Genomic DNA, 16,332 nt, shown 5'->3' with positions numbered 1-16,332 from the left:
ATCAACCATTGATCAGGCTCAATCCGCTTGGTAATGCATCACCAAACACGCGCTTGGACTCACTCTCTGAAAGCTCGGTCACTTCCCTTACTAGCATCAACCAAGAATCAGGCACCTTGCTTTGTTTTAGCTTCTCAATCACCTGATTTCGATAATCGTCAGAGATATCAAACTGACGGTCGCCCGTTTTACGGCAAATCATCACAGCGGCAAAGGCAATCATCTGTTCTTTCTGCCAGTTCTGTTCAAGCAATTTCGGTAGCCACTGTTCAGCTTGTTCTCTAGGAATTACACTATGCTGGCTGCCATACAAAGGCGTTCTTGAAGCCAATCGACCTAGAGCCCACCAGTGTGCTTGCTCAAACTGATTATGGTTAATCGCCTTGCTCAAGAACCAACTAGCCAGCAGTACCTTGTCTTCCACTTCCAGTTGCTCAAGTGATGCCGCCAATCTAACCATGGCTTCATAACCATTGTCTTGTGCATCTTTGGCTGTCTTAGGGTTCTTCATTGCGCCTGGGTGAAGGTACTTAGCAATGTCTGCTAAGATAGTTTCTTGCTGATCTTGGTTTAACCCGCCAGCGACACGACGCCAAAATACCCACCAATCGGTCCAACCTTGATGGTTTTCGAATTGAATGCTTTGTTGGTAAAGGCCCCAAATTTGTTCGATACGCCATGAGTCAGTTGGATCACCAAAGCCTGGACGTAGCGAGTAACCCGCTAAACGAAGCCAGTTCTTCTCATGTGCTTCAGAGCGGCGGCGGCGTTTACGACCTAATGAGAAGGTATCAAACAAGTGACGAAGAGTCGTAAAGTCCCACTCGTCGCGTTTACCGAGTCGTTTTTCAAGATCTTTAGACAGAGTTTTGATCTCTTTAGATTCAGCACTTTTCTTGTTGCCGCTGTATAGGCGAGAAATTAATTCCTTACACTCGTCCAATCTTGGATGCAGCTTAGAGGTATCAGATTCATCACCTTGTTTGTTTCTTACTTCGAACTCAAGTAACCAACGTTTTGAGTCATCTTCGGTACTCACGCATTCCATTTTCAGCGTGCCGACTTCGGTTAACTGACAAGCGAGCAATACTTCAACGCGCTCTTTTTGGTTGGCTTGAAGTTCGGCGTTGCCAGACCCTTCCAACGTAGAAATATAAGGTGGAAGAGGGGAGAACAAGTCTGCATCGACATTGACCATCACACCATTTTGAATAGCGGTGTCATGAGCGATTTGATCGTGCGTTGAAGTTAATAGATTGAAACGTACCGGTTCACCCAAAGTTAGTGAGAAACGACGGCTGTTCAAGCGTATCTCTTGACCCTCTTCGGTCCCCTTAGCAAGCAAGCAAAGTGCCTTACCCATCTTGTTCTTTTCTTGTAGATGTAAGAAGTAAGAACGAGCAGCACCACCACCAATTTTCAATTGTGCACCACGACGCGCTTTACCAAACGCAACCGCACCTAGCGCAACAGACCAATCAGGATGAGGGTTGTCTAATACAGTGATTGGAGAACCGTTCCAATTGCCAAGCAGCTTTGTAATACGCTCAGTCACAAGCTCACTGTTGAACACACCACCATTGAGTAACACACCAACAGGGATAGCAGGTTTGGAGTCATCGAATTCGATAGAGTTTGAATTTTCCAGTGCGGCTTTGGACACTTGTTGGTGCTGTGCTAAAAATTCTGCAACGTGCTTACTTACTGCAGGGTCGGCAACGTACGGCAGACCAAATTCAACCACCGCGCTGCGACGCTTGTCTGATACTTCAGTGAACTCTGAAAGCGGAAAGAAGCCTTCTAATGCAATCTGATGAACTTCTTGCTTGGTTAAACCAATGCTTTTCGTACCGCCAAGCAATTTTGAGCCGCTGCCTAGCATGGTGATCTTCACGTCTTCTGGCGCATTGGCAGAAAGCAGGCTCTCTTTTGCGGCGCGAGTCTGTTGAATCAGTTTGGTTAGGTTAGAAGCATTCAGCTTTTTGTTTTGATTGAAGCGTTGCTCTGCAAGGTGAGCAAGCGCTAAATCGAGGTTATCACCACCTAGCATTAAGTGTTCGCCGACGCCGATACGGTCGAGTGCTAGCTCGTTTTTACCGTCGTTGTTCGAATCGTTATTTGCGTTGAATTTCGCTTCTATTAAGCTTAAGTCTGTGGTGCCTCCACCTACATCACAGACTAAGATCAACGGGATCTGTTGAAGTTCATCCGCTGCGGTTTGTTGGTGACGAGCATACCAGTCATAACAGACGGCTTGAGGCTCTTCGAGTAGTAGGATCTTACCTAGGCCTGCGAGTTCTGCCGCTTCGAGTGTCAGCTTACGTGCGGTCTCATCGAATGAAGCGGGAACGGTGACTACAACGTCTTGGTCTTCCAGCTTATTGCTTGGGTTGCGGTAGTTCCATGCTTGGCGGATGTGGTTGAGGTAGCTTGCGCTTGCGACAACCGGCGACACTTTATCGACATCAGCCGCACCTGCCCAAGGCAGAATGTCGGAGTTACGATCAACGGCTTGGTGAGATAACCAGCTCTTAGCACTGGATACCTGACGGCCTTCAACTTTTGCGCCCAGTTCGCGCGCCCATTCACCTACGATGACGTTTTGAATATCGCCTGCAACTAAGCTTGGTTCCCACGGCATGGTGAGGTCAGAAGGGGAGATTTGACCTTGTGCTGGGTGGTAACGAAAGGATGGGAGTAGGGGCTTGCGAACCACTTCACCGGGGCCGATGAGTTGATCAATATCGAAAAGAGAAACGGGAGCATGCTGTAGGTCGTCGTTGATTTCACAGTAGGCAACCACAGTGTTGGTTGTGCCTAAGTCAATGCCGACTAAAAAACGAGGAGATGCCATACAAAACCTTATTCTGCCAAAGTGATGACCAGTTTGTTGATAGTCTTGGTCTTATTATTGTTGTTCATAACAACGAAATTCCCTAGAAGATGTATGACTGAGGCGGGAATAGGTGCTCACTGTCATTGAATTGATATTCCCTGTTAAGCTTGTCGTTTGAATTCTTTTAGTACAGGGCTAGGGAATCGCATTGATAAAGTAACGGCACCCGTTAAGGTGCCGTTGATTGATTATGCTTCTTGGTTTGAATTGTTGCTGTCAGAGTTTGCGTCTTCACGAACGTCGAACTCAACGTGCCATTTCTGACCGTTATCAGCAGCAATTGCTTCTAAGTAAAGCGTGCCGAGTTCAGTAACACGAGAGGCTAGGGTTACCGGAACCACTTCACCTTCACGGCGACCTTCAGAAACCGGCAGTGTCACTTGAATCTCTGGAAGTTCATCAAGATCTTCGGGAGCCCAATGATCAAGGTGCGTACCCGCTACGTCTTCACGACGAGTCGTAGAACCGAAGAATTGGAAGTGTACTGGCTGGCCAATCACCAAACCAAATTCTTGGCTAGGAACTTGAACGCTTGAACCTTCTTCCATACCAAACGGAGCAACACACAGTGCTTCCATTGGAGGAGCCATCCCCGGGATAGCTGGCATCGCGCTTTCAATTCCTACGTAGTAAGAAGAAGCGATACCACCGCGGATACGAACGCCTTGACCACGACGAACTGCGCCGTAATAAGAAGCGCCACTTGCAACTGCTAAGTCTAGATCCAATCCAGTAAGTTGTTTAGCAAACTCAGCGTCAGCATTGATCAACCATTCGTTGATCGTGTCTGAAAGGCGTTCTGACAGTAGGTTCGATTTTAGAACACCACCGTTGAACAGAACCGCTGTTGGCTTGATGAAGTCTGCCGCTGGCGCTTCAGCGCCTGGCATACCGGGCATGTTTGCAAACGGGTTGAAATCTTGCTGAGCGGTTTCACTATTTCCAGAAAGCGCGTTCGCTTGCTTAGAAAGGAATGCAGCAATGTGACGAGTAATACCTGCATCTTGTGCGTAAGGCAGGCCCATTTGAGTCAGTGCACCACGTGTTTTTTGTACAGGGTGTTCAGTCACTTCTACTTTAGGAAAGAAGCCATCAACTAATGTCTGTTGCACTTCTTGCTGAGTCAGTTCTGTTTTCAGGGTTGCGCCAAGCAGCTTAGAACCTCGGCTTGGAACAACGATTGGCACAGATTGAAGTTCACCATCGTTTAACAGTGCTTCTTTCGCATCACGACAAGCGTGAGTCATGGCTTGAACCTGCCAAGGAGCCAGTTCTTTGCCTTCTTGAGCCAGTTTCATTTTCAGACGATACGCTAGAGCTAAGTCCATGTTGTCGCCGCCAAGTAGGATATGTTCACCTACTGCGATACGGTTCAGACTTAGATTGCCATCATCTTGTGTTACTTCAACTAAAGAAAGGTCAGTTGTACCACCACCGATATCGACAACAAGCACAATGTCACCAACGTCTACTTCATCACGCCATGTGTCGTTGCTGTTATCAATCCAACTATAAAGTGCGGCTTGTGGTTCTTCTAGAAGAGTCAGGTGAGTGAAGCCCACATTACGTGCAGCTTCTGCCGTTAGGTCACGAGCGGCAGGATCAAACGAAGCAGGGACGGTGATCGTTACATCTTGGTCTGCCAGTTTGTGTTCTGGATTCGCGTGATTCCAAGCATCTTTAAGGTGCTCAAGGTACAACTCAGTTGTTTTAAGCGGAGATACTTTTTCAATTTCTTCAGGGCTACCTGCAGGAAGAAATGCGTCGCGACGGTTTACACCACTGTGGCATAACCAAGATTTCGCGCTAGCGACTAAGCGAATAGGGGTCTTCGAACCAAGGTTACGAGCGATAGCACCAACCAGTGCTTTTGGCTCAGATGACCAAGGTAGAACGCGAGAACCTGAGTTCATTTCGTGTTCGTGCGGTTGGTATAGAAACGAGCCTAGTTGGCTGCGAGTTTCTACCGTACCAGGAGCCGTAAGTTGAGGGATTTGCATCACCTCAACGCGAGCGTCTTCATTGCTTGTGTCGATGTAAGACAAAACGCAGTGTGTTGTACCTAAATCGATACCAACACTGAACTTAGGCGTCTGATGTTGCTCTTGAGAAGATAGCTCTTGTGAATGCTCTTGCGATGAAGAATGGTTTTGGTGTTCCATTATAGCTCCACCTCTGCCGGTGCAATGACAGATGCATCGTAGTTTTGAGCAAGCTTAGGCAGGTTCATGTCAGTTGCTTTCCAGCCTTTATGAACCAGTGTGCCGTTGAACGGAGCATTACCAGTTACGTTGCCTGTTAGACGAATCTCTTGAGGGTTAAAGCCTTCAACTACCGTAATACGAGTCTCTTCGTCTTCATTACGGATGTGCGCAAGTGTTACGTAGTCTGCTAATACTTTTTGGCCGCCAGTGTGAATAACACGTGCCGCCGCGCCAACTTCTTCGTCAGAGAACGAAGTTAAGTCTTCTTTTAGGAAATCGATAAGGCGAGCTTCTTGTTGCATGATTGAAAGCAGTTGCATTGCAGAATCTGTTGGTGCTGTTGCGAGTTTAGATTCAACTTCAACCACTCTTTCGATGACTCTTTCAACTTCAACCACTTTTTCAACTTCGACAATCTTTTCTACAGGCTTTTCTACTTCAACGATCTTTTCTACTGGTTTTTCTACGACTTTCTCAACGACTTTGGTTTTACGAGAAACGGCAATGAGCAGTAGTAAAACGCTTGATGCAGTTAGGCCTGCGTGAAGCATATCAAACGTCTGTGGGATTAGGTTCAAATCAACGATCATAGTGATTTTCTCTTTAAATTGATTTAACGGTATATTCATTGGTTAAGTTGAATATACGGGTTGGAAAGAAAACTCTGTAGCACTCAGGCAAAACGGTTTCTTTCAAGCTATAAATATGGGTGGATACTAGCATATTCAAGGCTTAAGGGCTGTATTTAATGTTTTTAATCAAGTGGGTTTTTGGCGTGTTAGAGTGAAAATTAGTCGAGATTTGTTCGAATAATAGCCTTTGATGTGAGAGGGAGGTAAACATTGCCCATTTTGTGTCAGATTTAGGACTAAACATGAATGGAGCATGATTCCTTAACGTTATATACTTATGACTTTATATAATCCAACATGAGATATGTATGCCGCATACCATCGACCCGCTAACAGGGTTGAAGAGAAGAACTCTGCCATTAGTTGCTTTTTTGGTCACCTTTCTGATCACCGTGCTGTGTTTTGTGTTGGTGGCTCTCAATCAAAATCGTGCGTTGAGCATGAACTTGGACAACTTTGCTAAGAGTCAAACTTTAAGCCTAAAAGCATTTATCGATAATGATGTCGCTTACATCGGTTCTGGTGCCAATTTTTTCTATGCGAATGATCCTGAAGACTGGGATAGGTTTGACCGTTTTGCACAGCAAACCATTAACGTTTCAAAGAGTTTGATTGGCCTGCAATGGATGCAAAAAGTATCGATAGACGAAATCGCCGAACATACGGCACAGATGAAACAGAAATACCCATTTTACAAGCTGTACACCATTCCGAAGCATCAACCAAAAACCTTTGGTTACATCTTAGATGGTGAACCTGCCTTTATCGCTACCGATATCTACCCGAATACCGCACCCAACAACAAAGTTCTGGGCTTTTACTCTTCTCGTGAGCGATTTAAGCTCGTCTTAGACAATATTAAGCAGACGCGCAAAGCGAATATTTCAGACAAAGTCCGCTTGATACAAGATGGCTTAGACCAAGACACTAAAAAGAGTGGCATGCTGGTGTATCACCCTGTATTTGAAGGTGAAAGTGACAATTTACTAGGTGTGGTGATTGGTGTGGTTCGTACAACTTATTACTTTGAGAATCTGCTGGCGTCGACTGCGGGTGATATGGACGTGTATGTGCGAGTTACCGATACTGGTTTTGAAGCAGAAGATTCTCCTATTTTGTTTGAAACCGACGGCTTTGAGGGTGTATCAGGACACCATATAACTAAAACCATTAGCCTGACTAATCGCGATTGGAAAATCGACTACAAGATAAGCTCATGCATCTCTTTTTATGGTCGATTAGTGTTAGCCGGAATTGCTTTAGTTGGTACCACTATCTCTTTGTTGCTTGCCTACATTGTAAATCTGCAAATCCGTGAAAAACAACGTTTGTACCAAATGCTTGATAAGAGGACGGAAGAGCTACGCTTCTTAGCCAATCATGACAGTTTGACCGAGGTTTATAACCGACGTGCATTTAATAAGAAATTAGACAAAGCGATAGATCGCGAACAACCATTTAGCCTTATTGGGTTTGATGTCGATAAGTTCAAAGGCATCAACGACCAATTTGGCCACCCAGCAGGCGATGCGTTACTTATTCACGTTATCAAACTTATCTCTGTTAGCTTGAAGGAAGGGGATGACTTGTTCCGCTTGGGCGGTGATGAGTTCTGCATAATTTCGAGCATCTCAGATCATGAAGCGTTGGAGCGTTATTTGGAATGCATTCTAAATACCGTTAGCGACTCTCACTGTGAACATCAAGGCCGCCAATTAAACTGCACGTTAAGTATTGGTGCCTCTATTCGTAGCAATGAAAGCACAGAAGAAATCCTGCAACGAACCGACAGCATGTTGTATCAAAGTAAGTCAAATGGTCGAAATAGAGTCACAATTGCAGGCTAAATGAGCACTTGATACAACTAGGGTCGAGTTCTGGACTGGGCTCATGTACAATTTCACGAAATTTTTGACGAGAGAATTAGGCGACGTATGAATCACAATCGAGTGGTGTGTTTCGATTTGGAAATGTGCTGTTGGAGCGAAGACGGTGTGGGAACAACAGGTGAGATCATTGAAATTGGTCTTGCTGAGATTGATCTAGCGTCTGGAACTATCGTGAAGCGAGCACAATATTACGTTAAGCCAGAGAAGGACGAAGTCTCTCTATTCTGTGCCGAGCTAACGGGCATTACTCCTCGTAAAATCGAAAAACAGGGGCGTCCATTAGAATCTGTGATCAAGTCGATGATGAAAAACTTCGGTGGTCCTAAAAAAATCTATGCAGCGTGGGGACGTGATGACTTAATCTTACATAACGAATGTAAAGAAAAAGGCATCGAGCCACTGTTTAACGAGTTCCTGAATATCGCTACGCTTTATCGGGTTCAAAATAGATTGAAAGATAAACGTATCGGTCATCGTGCAGCTCAAGAAGCGAAAAATATTGAGTGGGAAGGTCGTCAGCATTCTGGTTATGTGGATGCTTATAATCTAGCGAAGCTTACATTGACGATGCTTTAGTCTTTAAAAGCGATTAGTCTCTTAAAAGAACAACAGACAGCAAAAAGCCACCTTCTGAGTTTCTATATGATCTGAGTTTCTATATGAAAAACTAGGTGGCTTTTTTGTATTCAAGGAAAGGTGAAAAATAAATCAAATTTCTGGCTCTAGTTATTCAATATAATTTGTTATTCGGCCTGTTTCCTTATTTAACTTAGTTCCTTATTAAACTTAGTGCCTTGTTCAACCTAACTATTTTCCAAGCATGTTTTTCAACTTATCACCCTTATCGAAAAAATGATGCTTCATTGCGCCTAAAACATGTAACGTTACCAACAACATGAAAACCTTAATTGCAGTAGCATGAATAAAAAACAATAGGCTAACCATTTCTCTTTTTGTTGCCCCTTCGCTAAATACCCATACATAAACACTGAATACCGGTGTATCAATCAATGCGATACTTAAACCTGATAGTGCAATAAAAACCAATGTTGATACTTGAATAAATTGCACCAACTTAGGAATAGTAAATCCACATTGGCCTCTTTTAGGTTTAGTCATCATTCTGAAAATAAGTATGGTTGCCCCAATTAAAACAACAACTCCAAAAATCTGATGGATGAATATTGTTGGATATTTATCAGGAAAGGGAAGTAGGCGACTCGATATCAAACCGAGAGTCAATGTAACCATGACGGTGATTAATATTCCCCAATGCAGTGAATCCACTCTCTTTACTTCATTGTTGTCTACAATGTTTCTCATTATTTCTTGATTCATGCGGTATTCCATTATTGATTTTTAATGTTCCATTATATTTGTCTGTCATGTGTTATGAATATGTTTACCTCATGTTTAATATTAATAATAACGCATCGATTTAATTAATATTAAATCATCACTCCGACTATTGATGACAGTGGTATCTCTGATAGCGTTATCTAATCTAACCCACGGAGAGGTATATGAAGAGCATGAAGAGTTTGATCAAAAGAGCTATAACGTTGAGTTTGTTGAGTGTGAGTCCATTAGTATTCGCACAACCTGTTGTGCTTATTAACACCTTCTCAGTTGATGCGAATAAAGAAGTTGAAACCTTAGCCTATTGGGAGAGTGCTAGGGATTTACTCACTCAGCAACCCGGGTATATCTCGACAAGACTACACCGAGCAATCAGTACAGATGCGACCTACCTGTATGTGAACGTAGCAAACTGGGAAAGCCAGAAGCATTTCCTTGACGCTATTTCGGTCATGGGAAAAGAACTGCCTGCCATCGAGATTGAGGGAGTCAGCGCCGATCCTAACCTTTACGAAGTCATCCGCAATTAATTGAGAGCCTGTTCAAATGAAATATGTACCACGATTGTTTTTAGTTCTTTTTAGCTTTTTGTTTTCCGTCAGCAGTTACTCCGCCGCTTATGGGGTGTCTGTTGCTTGGAAAACTCAAGATGCGCAAGCTGTATTCAATGCAATGCCGAATCAGAAAAAGGCGTTTGCTAATTTGATTGATGCAGGGTTAATTCACGATATGTTTGTTTCTGAAAGCTTCATTGGCGACCAATCATTCCCTATTATTAAATTTGTTATGGAAGCCGATAGTGAAGAGGAAGTAAGACGTGTTATTGGTAATCTTCCTCTGCAATTTAAAGAGTTAGCTGAAATTACAGAAATAAGAGATATTGGAAGTAAGTGGTTAGATACTGAAGTCGCGTTTACTAATTACGCGATTGAATTGTCTTGGAAAGAGCCTGAAGATCAATTAATTGCAGACAAGGTCATTAGTGTCGACTTGCAAAAAGTGGTTGATTGGAGTGCTCAAGGTGTGATTACTTCTGCGTATTTAAAAAATCAAGCGCTTGCTGAGTCAAAGCCGAATCAAACGGCAATGATTCGTCCTGTATACTCTATCGCTGTATTAGCTCGAGACAAACAGCATGCGCTTGATATCGCGAATGAACTCAACGCGGTTAAATTAGGGTTTGCTAGTGTAAACATCAGCGAGTTAGGCTTTAAATTAGCACTGTAACTTTGATATAAACCAAATAACCATGTTATTCTAAGGTGAGTTAATTAACAGTGTTCGCTCACCTTATGAATAATAATAAAATACAAGAATATAACTTGGTTATTGAACTTGATAACCGGCAATTGCTTAACCTTTCTCTAAATAAGTTTGTGACCTTATCGCCATCGGAATGTTTAATTCTAAAACACTTGATGGGTAATTGTTCACAAACCATAGGGCGAGAGTTCCTTCTAACGCATTGCTGGCCGGGTAGAGTAGTAACAAGCAGCTCTCTTAATGTCGCGATTAAAAACGTTCGTACCGCGCTTAAGGAAGTCGGATCTGACTGCAAGGTTATTACTGTCCAGAAAGAAGGATACTGTTTTGTCGCGCCAGAGAAAGATGAGGTTCAACCCGCGATAGAATCTGAACCCGTCGAGGTTACTGAAATATCGTCTTCCAAGCGTCGGTCATTGTTCCATTTAGTTCAGTTTAAAGCTCAATTAGTGCCGCTCGGCGCTGGTATTGGTGTGAGCGTTTTGTTGGTTGTGGTGCTGTCCTACTTTGGCCTGTTTATGGAGAGAACGTCTATTAATGGCATTGATGTATACCACGACAGCGTTGAGTTTGATTCAATGCTGATGGAAGACCTTGCATCGCTTTCTGAGCCCGGAGTTGAGGCAATATACCTTCATCGTACAGGTGTCGACTGTGGCAGTGTACAAGTAGTGGTGCTGAACCAGACTGGCTGGCAAGACGTCAGTTCGGGTTTTGAGTCACAACGTTGTGTCGAAGGCTTACAAGACTTACGAGGGACAGAAGGTTTACAAAGGACAAAAGAGCTACACAGGACAGAAGAGCTACAAAGGACAGAAGAATTACAAGGAAGCGAAGAGCTACAAGGCTCAGAAAAGAAACAAGGACTAGAAAATACAGAAGGAACTGTCGATGAAGCGTAAGTTTTGGCTACCCATCTTAGTTACTTTGTCCGTTATCTTAATGTATGGCGTAATGTCTGGAATAATGACCAGAGGGGCTTATCAATTTAAAGGCAGTTATGACAACGTTGGCTCAGAGATGCTGACACTTGAGCTAAAGAATGGCCGGTCAAAAATGCGTTATGTTGGTTATGATATAGACGGTCGAGTAGTACAAACCAAGCAGTTTTTTGGTGTGTTTTTACGCTGGGGTAATCATTACTATTTCTATCAGCTGGAACAAGACCAAGCCCACGGACAACAAACCTTCAATGTTAAAAATCTTTTTATTCAGCACCACAACAATAAGCGCAGTGTGATGGTTTCTGATCAGCGCGGTGCTTACGTGACTAAAGACGGGAAAATATTGGAACTAAAAGGCATTCTCTATGGCCGATCTTTGCGCTAATTCATGTCCCATTTTTCAAGTAAGCTCATAGAATTTTCAAGTAAGTTCATAGATAGCAGCTTAGCTTAAATCAATTTTATCCTGTTTCATCCAATCCAACAGCGACGGTTTTTTGAGCCGTCGCTATTGATTCAATTCAGAGCCTAATCTTCGCCCAGAACGCTTAATTTACTTTTGATGAAATCTTTATGGTCAACGTAAAGTAATTCTGCGGTTTTACGGATCACTGAATCTTCAAGTGGGTCAATCTCTCCATCTGCGTGCGCCACTTCCCACATTGCCTTTATTAGGTCTATGCGAACAGGCTGCGAAAGCTCTCGCAGTTGAGAAGTGAAGTCGTATAAAGAAACAGATTGTTCAACTTGAGGCTCAGCTTGTACCAATAAGGCTTTAGATTCTTCTTCGGTGATGTTCAATAAACGTTGAAGTAAGTGGATCTTGGCTTCTTGCTCTGATTCGTTAATCGCGTGGTCTGCACCTGCGACTTCACATAACAAGCTGGCGATAGCCAAGTTAGGAGAGGCGGTGGGCGTTTTACCCAAATCAGAGCCTTCAACTAATTGTTTAAATAACGAGGTTAGTGAGTTAAACATAAGAGCATTCCAGTTATGGTGAATATTATTACTATTGGGTCTACAGAGTGTGATCGCAAGCGTCTTTACTCAAAACTGACATTACGGATAAGTGAGCGATAAGGAACACTTGTTTAATCCGGTTCAGGGAAACGTGTCACTTTTCCATCACCACTTAGCGTTGTAATCGCTTGCGGCTTACCTTCGTTATCTAACCTTAACTCACCAATCGCACTTCGGTTCGAAAGGCGATAGAAAGTTTGGTTATCAGGGCTACGCTTCTCTATTTTTAAACGTTTACGCTTCGTGAAATAGTTGAGTACTGAGCGTGGGCTGTACAACAGGCGATCCGACACGTCACAGAATTTAAGCAGCGAAGCAGGGAACTGATTTTTAATGCCACTGCAGGTGATTTGATAGATGTTCGGGCTATTTCTGCGATACCTAAGCTTAATGTCGTAAGCAAAAGAGTAGTGAACGTCACCAGAAAGCACCACAAAGTTCGTTGGTGTTTTGGTGTGAGTAAAGATACTAATCAAGGTATTGGCGCTGCCCGGATGCGCCATCCAGTTTTCAGCGTCAATCACCAATGGCTTACCGATTGTGGTCGCCATTTTTTGCAATGTTTCAATAAACTTCACGCCAAACATCGGTGCAGCAGAAACGATCACTACTTTTTCTTGATGCAGCAATTGATGCTGAAACTCAATCAAGGCTTCCCAATCCATCAAACCAGAAGGCTTATTCATACGAGACTCTGAGCGCCAGCGACGCGTTCGAGTATCCAATACAATGACTTTTGGTGAGGTATCTATCGTGTAATGCCATTCTTCAAAGCGACTCAGCATTTCAATGAAGGCTTGATGCTTGTCTGGCTCGATGTTGCCAATAGAGTGAGTAGTATTGTTATCATCGGCTTCATCATGCGTTTGTTTAGTAATGCGCGGTTGAACAACAAAAAGCTGTCTCGCTTGCTCAATGAACTCATGGTTGAAGCTTTCCGGTTTGTTACCCCAGCCCTGGCACATCCAGTACGCAGCGAGGCCATTACCAATCACTTGAGTGGCGAACTGGTTTTGGTCGACAGCATGCTCCCAACCCACGGTAAGGTTCCAATCATCAGTGACATCATGATCATCGAAGATCATGTAAGTCGGAATATGAGCAAACAGACGCTGCACTTGAGGTAAGCCTGCGACGAAGTCATCAATGATAACGCTCTCATCTCTCCACTGTTGTTGCTCGGCAGGAGTTAATTGACGATCGGCCTGTTTGAAATCATTTTCTATTAATCGTTCACGGTTGATGCACTGCCACAAAGTCGGAGACCAAACCAGCAAGTACATTGCGATGAATTCAGACAAAGTGACCAAGTGATTCTCACTATCGGTCGAACTGAAGATAGGAATCCCACGCTTTGGAAATAATTTATCGAGTAGTGAATCGGAAGTGTTGTGGTGAGGCAGCAGATGATGACGTCGATACAGGTGATATTCACTCGTAAATAACGCTTCACTACTGTCGATTGTGCTTACCTGTGAATCCGTCGGCAAGCGTTCGCCAACAAGACCAAGAAGTTGAATCACTTGTTGAATCGCGTCTAACGTCGGGCCTGCTACGTGATCAGCATAGATTTGATCGCCACTCATCATCAGCATATCTGGTCGTTCAAGCACCGTTTGTTGTGCGATTTTGTTATCTGCAGCGACTAGGCTGTCTTTGCTTGGGTGATGAGGGTTTCGACAAGAGCCATGCAAGATGTAGTCTGCCGCCGTCGAGATTTTAAATTCGACGCGAGACTTACCGTTGTAAACAAGGTAAGGAGCCTGTGTTACCAGCGAGCCTGACTCTGTTTGAATGTCGTATTCAAGGGGCGTATTGGTTGGGAACTCACCTTGCAAATGAATCAAGGTTACCCAAGCATGTGTTCCGACTTGAATCGACTCTTGCTCTTCAAGTGGCGACGTATAGAAAGGCGTGTCTTGCCCCGTATTGAATAGTTCGGCTGTACCGATAAGTCGCGAGCTGGTCACTATCCAAAGTACCACCTCAGTAGCGGTGGTTTTTCTTAAAATCGGACCTGCAAGCAAAAAGGGAAGTGGTGATGTCGTCGAGCGTTTCAATGCGGTTCCTAAATCGGTGGAGTTAGTCGTCGAGTTTGGTTATTTCGAGTTCTTTTGTTTCGATCTCGGTGTTTTTAAGCTCTTTGGTTGCGAGTTCAGTGCTTTCGAGATTGGCTATTTCGAATTCGACGGCTTCAAGCTCTGGCATTTCAGCTTCTGCTGTTTCCTGCTCTGCCATCTCAGTTTCAGTTGTTTCAAGTATTTCGATAACTTCTGAGCTAGAAAGTTCATGGCCCATCAGAAATATCGCTAATAAGGCGTCGGCTTTAGTTTTGGTATCGGAAGGATCGTCTAATACTTGTTCTAGCTTTTCTCGAATCATGGCAATCTCGTGCTCAACAAAGCCACGGCCTTCTTCGTCCCCTTGGTTTTCTTCCGGGGCATTATCAAATTCGAGAAACAGCATGTCGCTATTTAGTCTGGTGTTAACCAAACGCTCAGGCAGCCACTCTTCTCCCATGACAATATCTGGATCGGAATCTTGGGGTAAGTGGTCTATAATGTTTTGTAATTCTGAGACTTTCACAATACTTTCATTTAACCGAGAATATTCTTCATTGTAACGGTCAATGTCGATCAAACCTAAAACTAGTTGGCTGGCATGGCCAATAAATGTCTATTCAGTAACACAAAAATTATTACAAAGAGTAATTACACAAGAATGAAGCACAAATTTTCACCGAAGCTCATTTCGTATGGAGCCGTTTTATTAAGTAACGCTTTTTTAGGTAATAGCGTGGTTTGGGCTGCTGAAGAGCAAGAGTGGGGCATTGCTGCAATGTTCCGCACCGCGAGTATTCCTTACGACACGTCTGGTGGTGATCAATCGGTCAACTCATTTGTCCCGATGCTGTTTTTTAAAAACGACTATGTATTTATCGATGGTACTGAAATGGGGGCTTACCTCTATCAAACTGACGATGAAAAGTGGTCATTGAATGCGATATCGCGTATGCGCTTTATTGATATACCAGCTTCTGAACAAAATGCCATTGAGGGTGATACTGCAGATTTTGGTGCGCAAGTCAGTTACCAGTGGGATGAGCTGTGGAAGCTCGAAACCGAGTTTATGAGCGACAGTGAGTACAATTTCCATGGAAATCTACGTGCTAAAGCAAAATATGAAACGGGCGATTGGGAGTTCACTCCGAGTGCGACACTTCGTTACAAAAGCGCGGACTTCAATAGTGAGTACTATTCTTCGGCAGGCGAGTCGATTGGTGCGGGTGTAGACCTTAATGTTGGTGTTGAAGCGCGTTACCACGTGGTTTCAAACTTGTATTTATTGGGTTCAACCAGTGTCACTCGATTAGACGACAACGCCTACGATTCGTCGATAGTAGAAGACCGCTATCAAGGCGAACTTTACCTTGGCTTTGGTTTCTTTAACGACAAAGAGAAAGCACCGAAACCTAAGTTGAGCAATGCGCCGTATTTACGTGTTGCACACGGCTGGGCTACGCCATCCAATATTGGCGACATCATGAAGTTCAATAGAGAGAAAGACGAATACAACAATCAGTTGACCTCGTTCTTCTATGGACACCCGTTAACCGATGAGATCTTCGGCTTCCCATTGGACATCTATTTGACTCCAGGTATCGCGCACCACTGGAGTTCAGACGTTCAATCAAGCAGCACTGAATACATCATCGCAATCAAAGCATACTACACCTTTGATTGGCCAACTCAGTGGCGTGTTGGTGTGGCAGAAGGTATGTCTTACATCGATTCGATTACCTATATCGAAGGCTCTGAGATGGACCGCAAAGGTTACACAGCAAGCCATCTGTTGAACTACTTAGACTTCTCATTCGACGTGAACGTCGGCGACTTGATTGGCAAGAACGACTTAAACAATTTATGGTTCGGTTATTCATTGCATCACCGTTCTGCGATCTTTGAAAATGCCTCTCAGTTTGGGCGTATCAAAGGCGGCAGTAACTACAACACGGTTTACTTCCAGTACGAGTTCTAAGCGTAGTTTGTAACGGTGGCTTTTAGCCGTAGTTTACAAGGAACGACTTACACTTGACCTTGCTTTCATAGCTTCTGCTAGCGTTAG

At 43.9% G+C, this 16,332-nt stretch carries 14 protein-coding genes; 7 read left to right on the top strand and 7 right to left on the bottom strand.

Annotation, left to right across the window (positions count from 1 at the left end):
• Position 1: 1 nt before the first annotated feature.
• From AACW75_RS00990 to AACW75_RS00980, 3 genes are all read right to left on the bottom strand, one after another.
• On the bottom strand, positions 2-2,854 hold the full coding sequence (locus AACW75_RS00990; RefSeq protein ID WP_145568217.1) for an Hsp70 family protein: 2,853 nt from the start codon (positions 2,852-2,854) through the stop codon (positions 2-4).
• 230 nt (positions 2,855-3,084) lie between these two features.
• Positions 3,085-5,058, bottom strand: coding sequence for an Hsp70 family protein (locus AACW75_RS00985; RefSeq protein ID WP_135455011.1), 1,974 nt, complete (start codon positions 5,056-5,058; stop codon positions 3,085-3,087).
• On the bottom strand, positions 5,058-5,690 hold the full coding sequence (locus AACW75_RS00980; RefSeq protein ID WP_017074584.1) for a DUF2760 domain-containing protein: 633 nt from the start codon (positions 5,688-5,690) through the stop codon (positions 5,058-5,060). The genes AACW75_RS00985 and AACW75_RS00980 overlap by 1 nt, the downstream gene beginning before the upstream one ends.
• A 350-nt stretch (positions 5,691-6,040) precedes the next feature.
• Between AACW75_RS00980 and AACW75_RS00975 the strand changes: the two genes are divergently transcribed.
• The gene (locus AACW75_RS00975; protein WP_145568218.1) at positions 6,041-7,579 is read left to right on the top strand and encodes a sensor domain-containing diguanylate cyclase; all 1,539 of its coding nucleotides are present in this window, start codon (positions 6,041-6,043) and stop codon (positions 7,577-7,579) included.
• 87 nt (positions 7,580-7,666) lie between these two features.
• Entirely contained in the window at positions 7,667-8,197 is a 531-nt protein-coding gene (locus AACW75_RS00970; protein WP_017074582.1) for a 3'-5' exonuclease, read from the top strand.
• Between the two features lie 231 nt (positions 8,198-8,428).
• Here the strand turns inward: AACW75_RS00970 and AACW75_RS00965 are convergent, their stop codons facing one another.
• Entirely contained in the window at positions 8,429-8,959 is a 531-nt protein-coding gene (locus tag AACW75_RS00965) for a cytochrome b/b6 domain-containing protein (RefSeq protein ID WP_145568219.1), read from the bottom strand.
• Between the two features lie 194 nt (positions 8,960-9,153).
• Here AACW75_RS00965 and AACW75_RS00960 point away from each other — a divergent pair, with 194 nt between their 5' ends.
• The 4 genes from AACW75_RS00960 (at position 9,154) to AACW75_RS00945 (ending at position 11,572) form a co-directional block, all read left to right on the top strand.
• Positions 9,154-9,510, top strand: a complete 357-nt coding sequence (locus AACW75_RS00960; RefSeq protein WP_145568472.1) for an antibiotic biosynthesis monooxygenase family protein — start codon at positions 9,154-9,156, stop codon at positions 9,508-9,510.
• Between the two features lie 16 nt (positions 9,511-9,526).
• Entirely contained in the window at positions 9,527-10,207 is a 681-nt protein-coding gene (locus AACW75_RS00955; protein WP_017074579.1) for a hypothetical protein, read from the top strand.
• Positions 10,208-10,272: 65 nt separating this feature from the next.
• On the top strand, positions 10,273-11,145 hold the full coding sequence (locus AACW75_RS00950; RefSeq protein ID WP_145568220.1) for a winged helix-turn-helix domain-containing protein: 873 nt from the start codon (positions 10,273-10,275) through the stop codon (positions 11,143-11,145).
• Positions 11,135-11,572 carry a hypothetical protein gene (locus tag AACW75_RS00945; protein ID WP_017074577.1) on the top strand — a complete coding sequence of 146 codons (438 nt, stop codon included), beginning with the start codon at positions 11,135-11,137 and terminating at the stop codon, positions 11,570-11,572. Before AACW75_RS00950 ends, AACW75_RS00945 begins: the two co-directional genes overlap by 11 nt.
• 143 nt (positions 11,573-11,715) lie before the next feature.
• Here the strand turns inward: AACW75_RS00945 and AACW75_RS00940 are convergent, their stop codons facing one another.
• The 3 genes from AACW75_RS00940 to AACW75_RS00930 all read right to left on the bottom strand — a co-directional run bounded on the left by AACW75_RS00940 (position 11,716) and on the right by AACW75_RS00930 (position 14,847).
• Positions 11,716-12,165, bottom strand: coding sequence for a tellurite resistance TerB family protein (locus AACW75_RS00940; RefSeq protein WP_017074576.1), 450 nt, complete (start codon positions 12,163-12,165; stop codon positions 11,716-11,718).
• A 113-nt stretch (positions 12,166-12,278) separates the two neighbouring features.
• Positions 12,279-14,267, bottom strand: coding sequence for an alkaline phosphatase D family protein (locus AACW75_RS00935; protein ID WP_135455004.1), 1,989 nt, complete (start codon positions 14,265-14,267; stop codon positions 12,279-12,281).
• A gap of 22 nt (positions 14,268-14,289) precedes the next feature.
• Positions 14,290-14,847: a hypothetical protein gene (locus AACW75_RS00930; RefSeq protein ID WP_145568221.1), complete on the bottom strand. Its 558-nt coding sequence runs from the start codon at positions 14,845-14,847 to the stop codon at positions 14,290-14,292.
• Positions 14,848-14,928: 81 nt separating this feature from the next.
• On the opposite strand from AACW75_RS00930, the gene AACW75_RS00925 reads away from it, so the two are divergent.
• Positions 14,929-16,245 carry a MipA/OmpV family protein gene (locus AACW75_RS00925; RefSeq protein ID WP_135454999.1) on the top strand — a complete coding sequence of 439 codons (1,317 nt, stop codon included), beginning with the start codon at positions 14,929-14,931 and terminating at the stop codon, positions 16,243-16,245.
• Positions 16,246-16,332: the final 87 nt, after the last annotated feature.

This window comes from Vibrio sp. L3-7 (assembly GCF_963898195.1).
Taxonomy (GTDB): Bacteria; Pseudomonadota; Gammaproteobacteria; order Enterobacterales; family Vibrionaceae; genus Vibrio; species Vibrio echinoideorum.
The sequence above is the reverse complement of the archived record's forward strand: the minus strand, read 5'-3'. Positions and strand labels throughout refer to the sequence as shown.

Bases quoted from the DNA above. Each gene is read 5' to 3' on its own strand.
- AACW75_RS00990 (WP_145568217.1), bottom strand. From the start codon at position 2,854: ATGGCATCTCCTCGTTTTTTAGTCGGCATTGACTTAGGCACAACCAAC.
- AACW75_RS00985 (WP_135455011.1), bottom strand. From the start codon at position 5,058: ATGGAACACCAAAACCATTCTTCATCGCAAGAGCATTCACAAGAGCTA.
- AACW75_RS00980 (WP_017074584.1), bottom strand. From the start codon at position 5,690: ATGATCGTTGATTTGAACCTAATCCCACAGACGTTTGATATGCTTCAC.
- AACW75_RS00975 (WP_145568218.1), top strand. From the start codon at position 6,041: ATGCCGCATACCATCGACCCGCTAACAGGGTTGAAGAGAAGAACTCTG.
- AACW75_RS00970 (WP_017074582.1), top strand. From the start codon at position 7,667: ATGAATCACAATCGAGTGGTGTGTTTCGATTTGGAAATGTGCTGTTGG.
- AACW75_RS00965 (WP_145568219.1), bottom strand. From the start codon at position 8,959: ATGAATCAAGAAATAATGAGAAACATTGTAGACAACAATGAAGTAAAG.
- AACW75_RS00960 (WP_145568472.1), top strand. From the start codon at position 9,154: ATGAAGAGTTTGATCAAAAGAGCTATAACGTTGAGTTTGTTGAGTGTG.
- AACW75_RS00955 (WP_017074579.1), top strand. From the start codon at position 9,527: ATGAAATATGTACCACGATTGTTTTTAGTTCTTTTTAGCTTTTTGTTT.
- AACW75_RS00950 (WP_145568220.1), top strand. From the start codon at position 10,273: ATGAATAATAATAAAATACAAGAATATAACTTGGTTATTGAACTTGAT.
- AACW75_RS00945 (WP_017074577.1), top strand. From the start codon at position 11,135: ATGAAGCGTAAGTTTTGGCTACCCATCTTAGTTACTTTGTCCGTTATC.
- AACW75_RS00940 (WP_017074576.1), bottom strand. From the start codon at position 12,165: ATGTTTAACTCACTAACCTCGTTATTTAAACAATTAGTTGAAGGCTCT.
- AACW75_RS00925 (WP_135454999.1), top strand. From the start codon at position 14,929: ATGAAGCACAAATTTTCACCGAAGCTCATTTCGTATGGAGCCGTTTTA.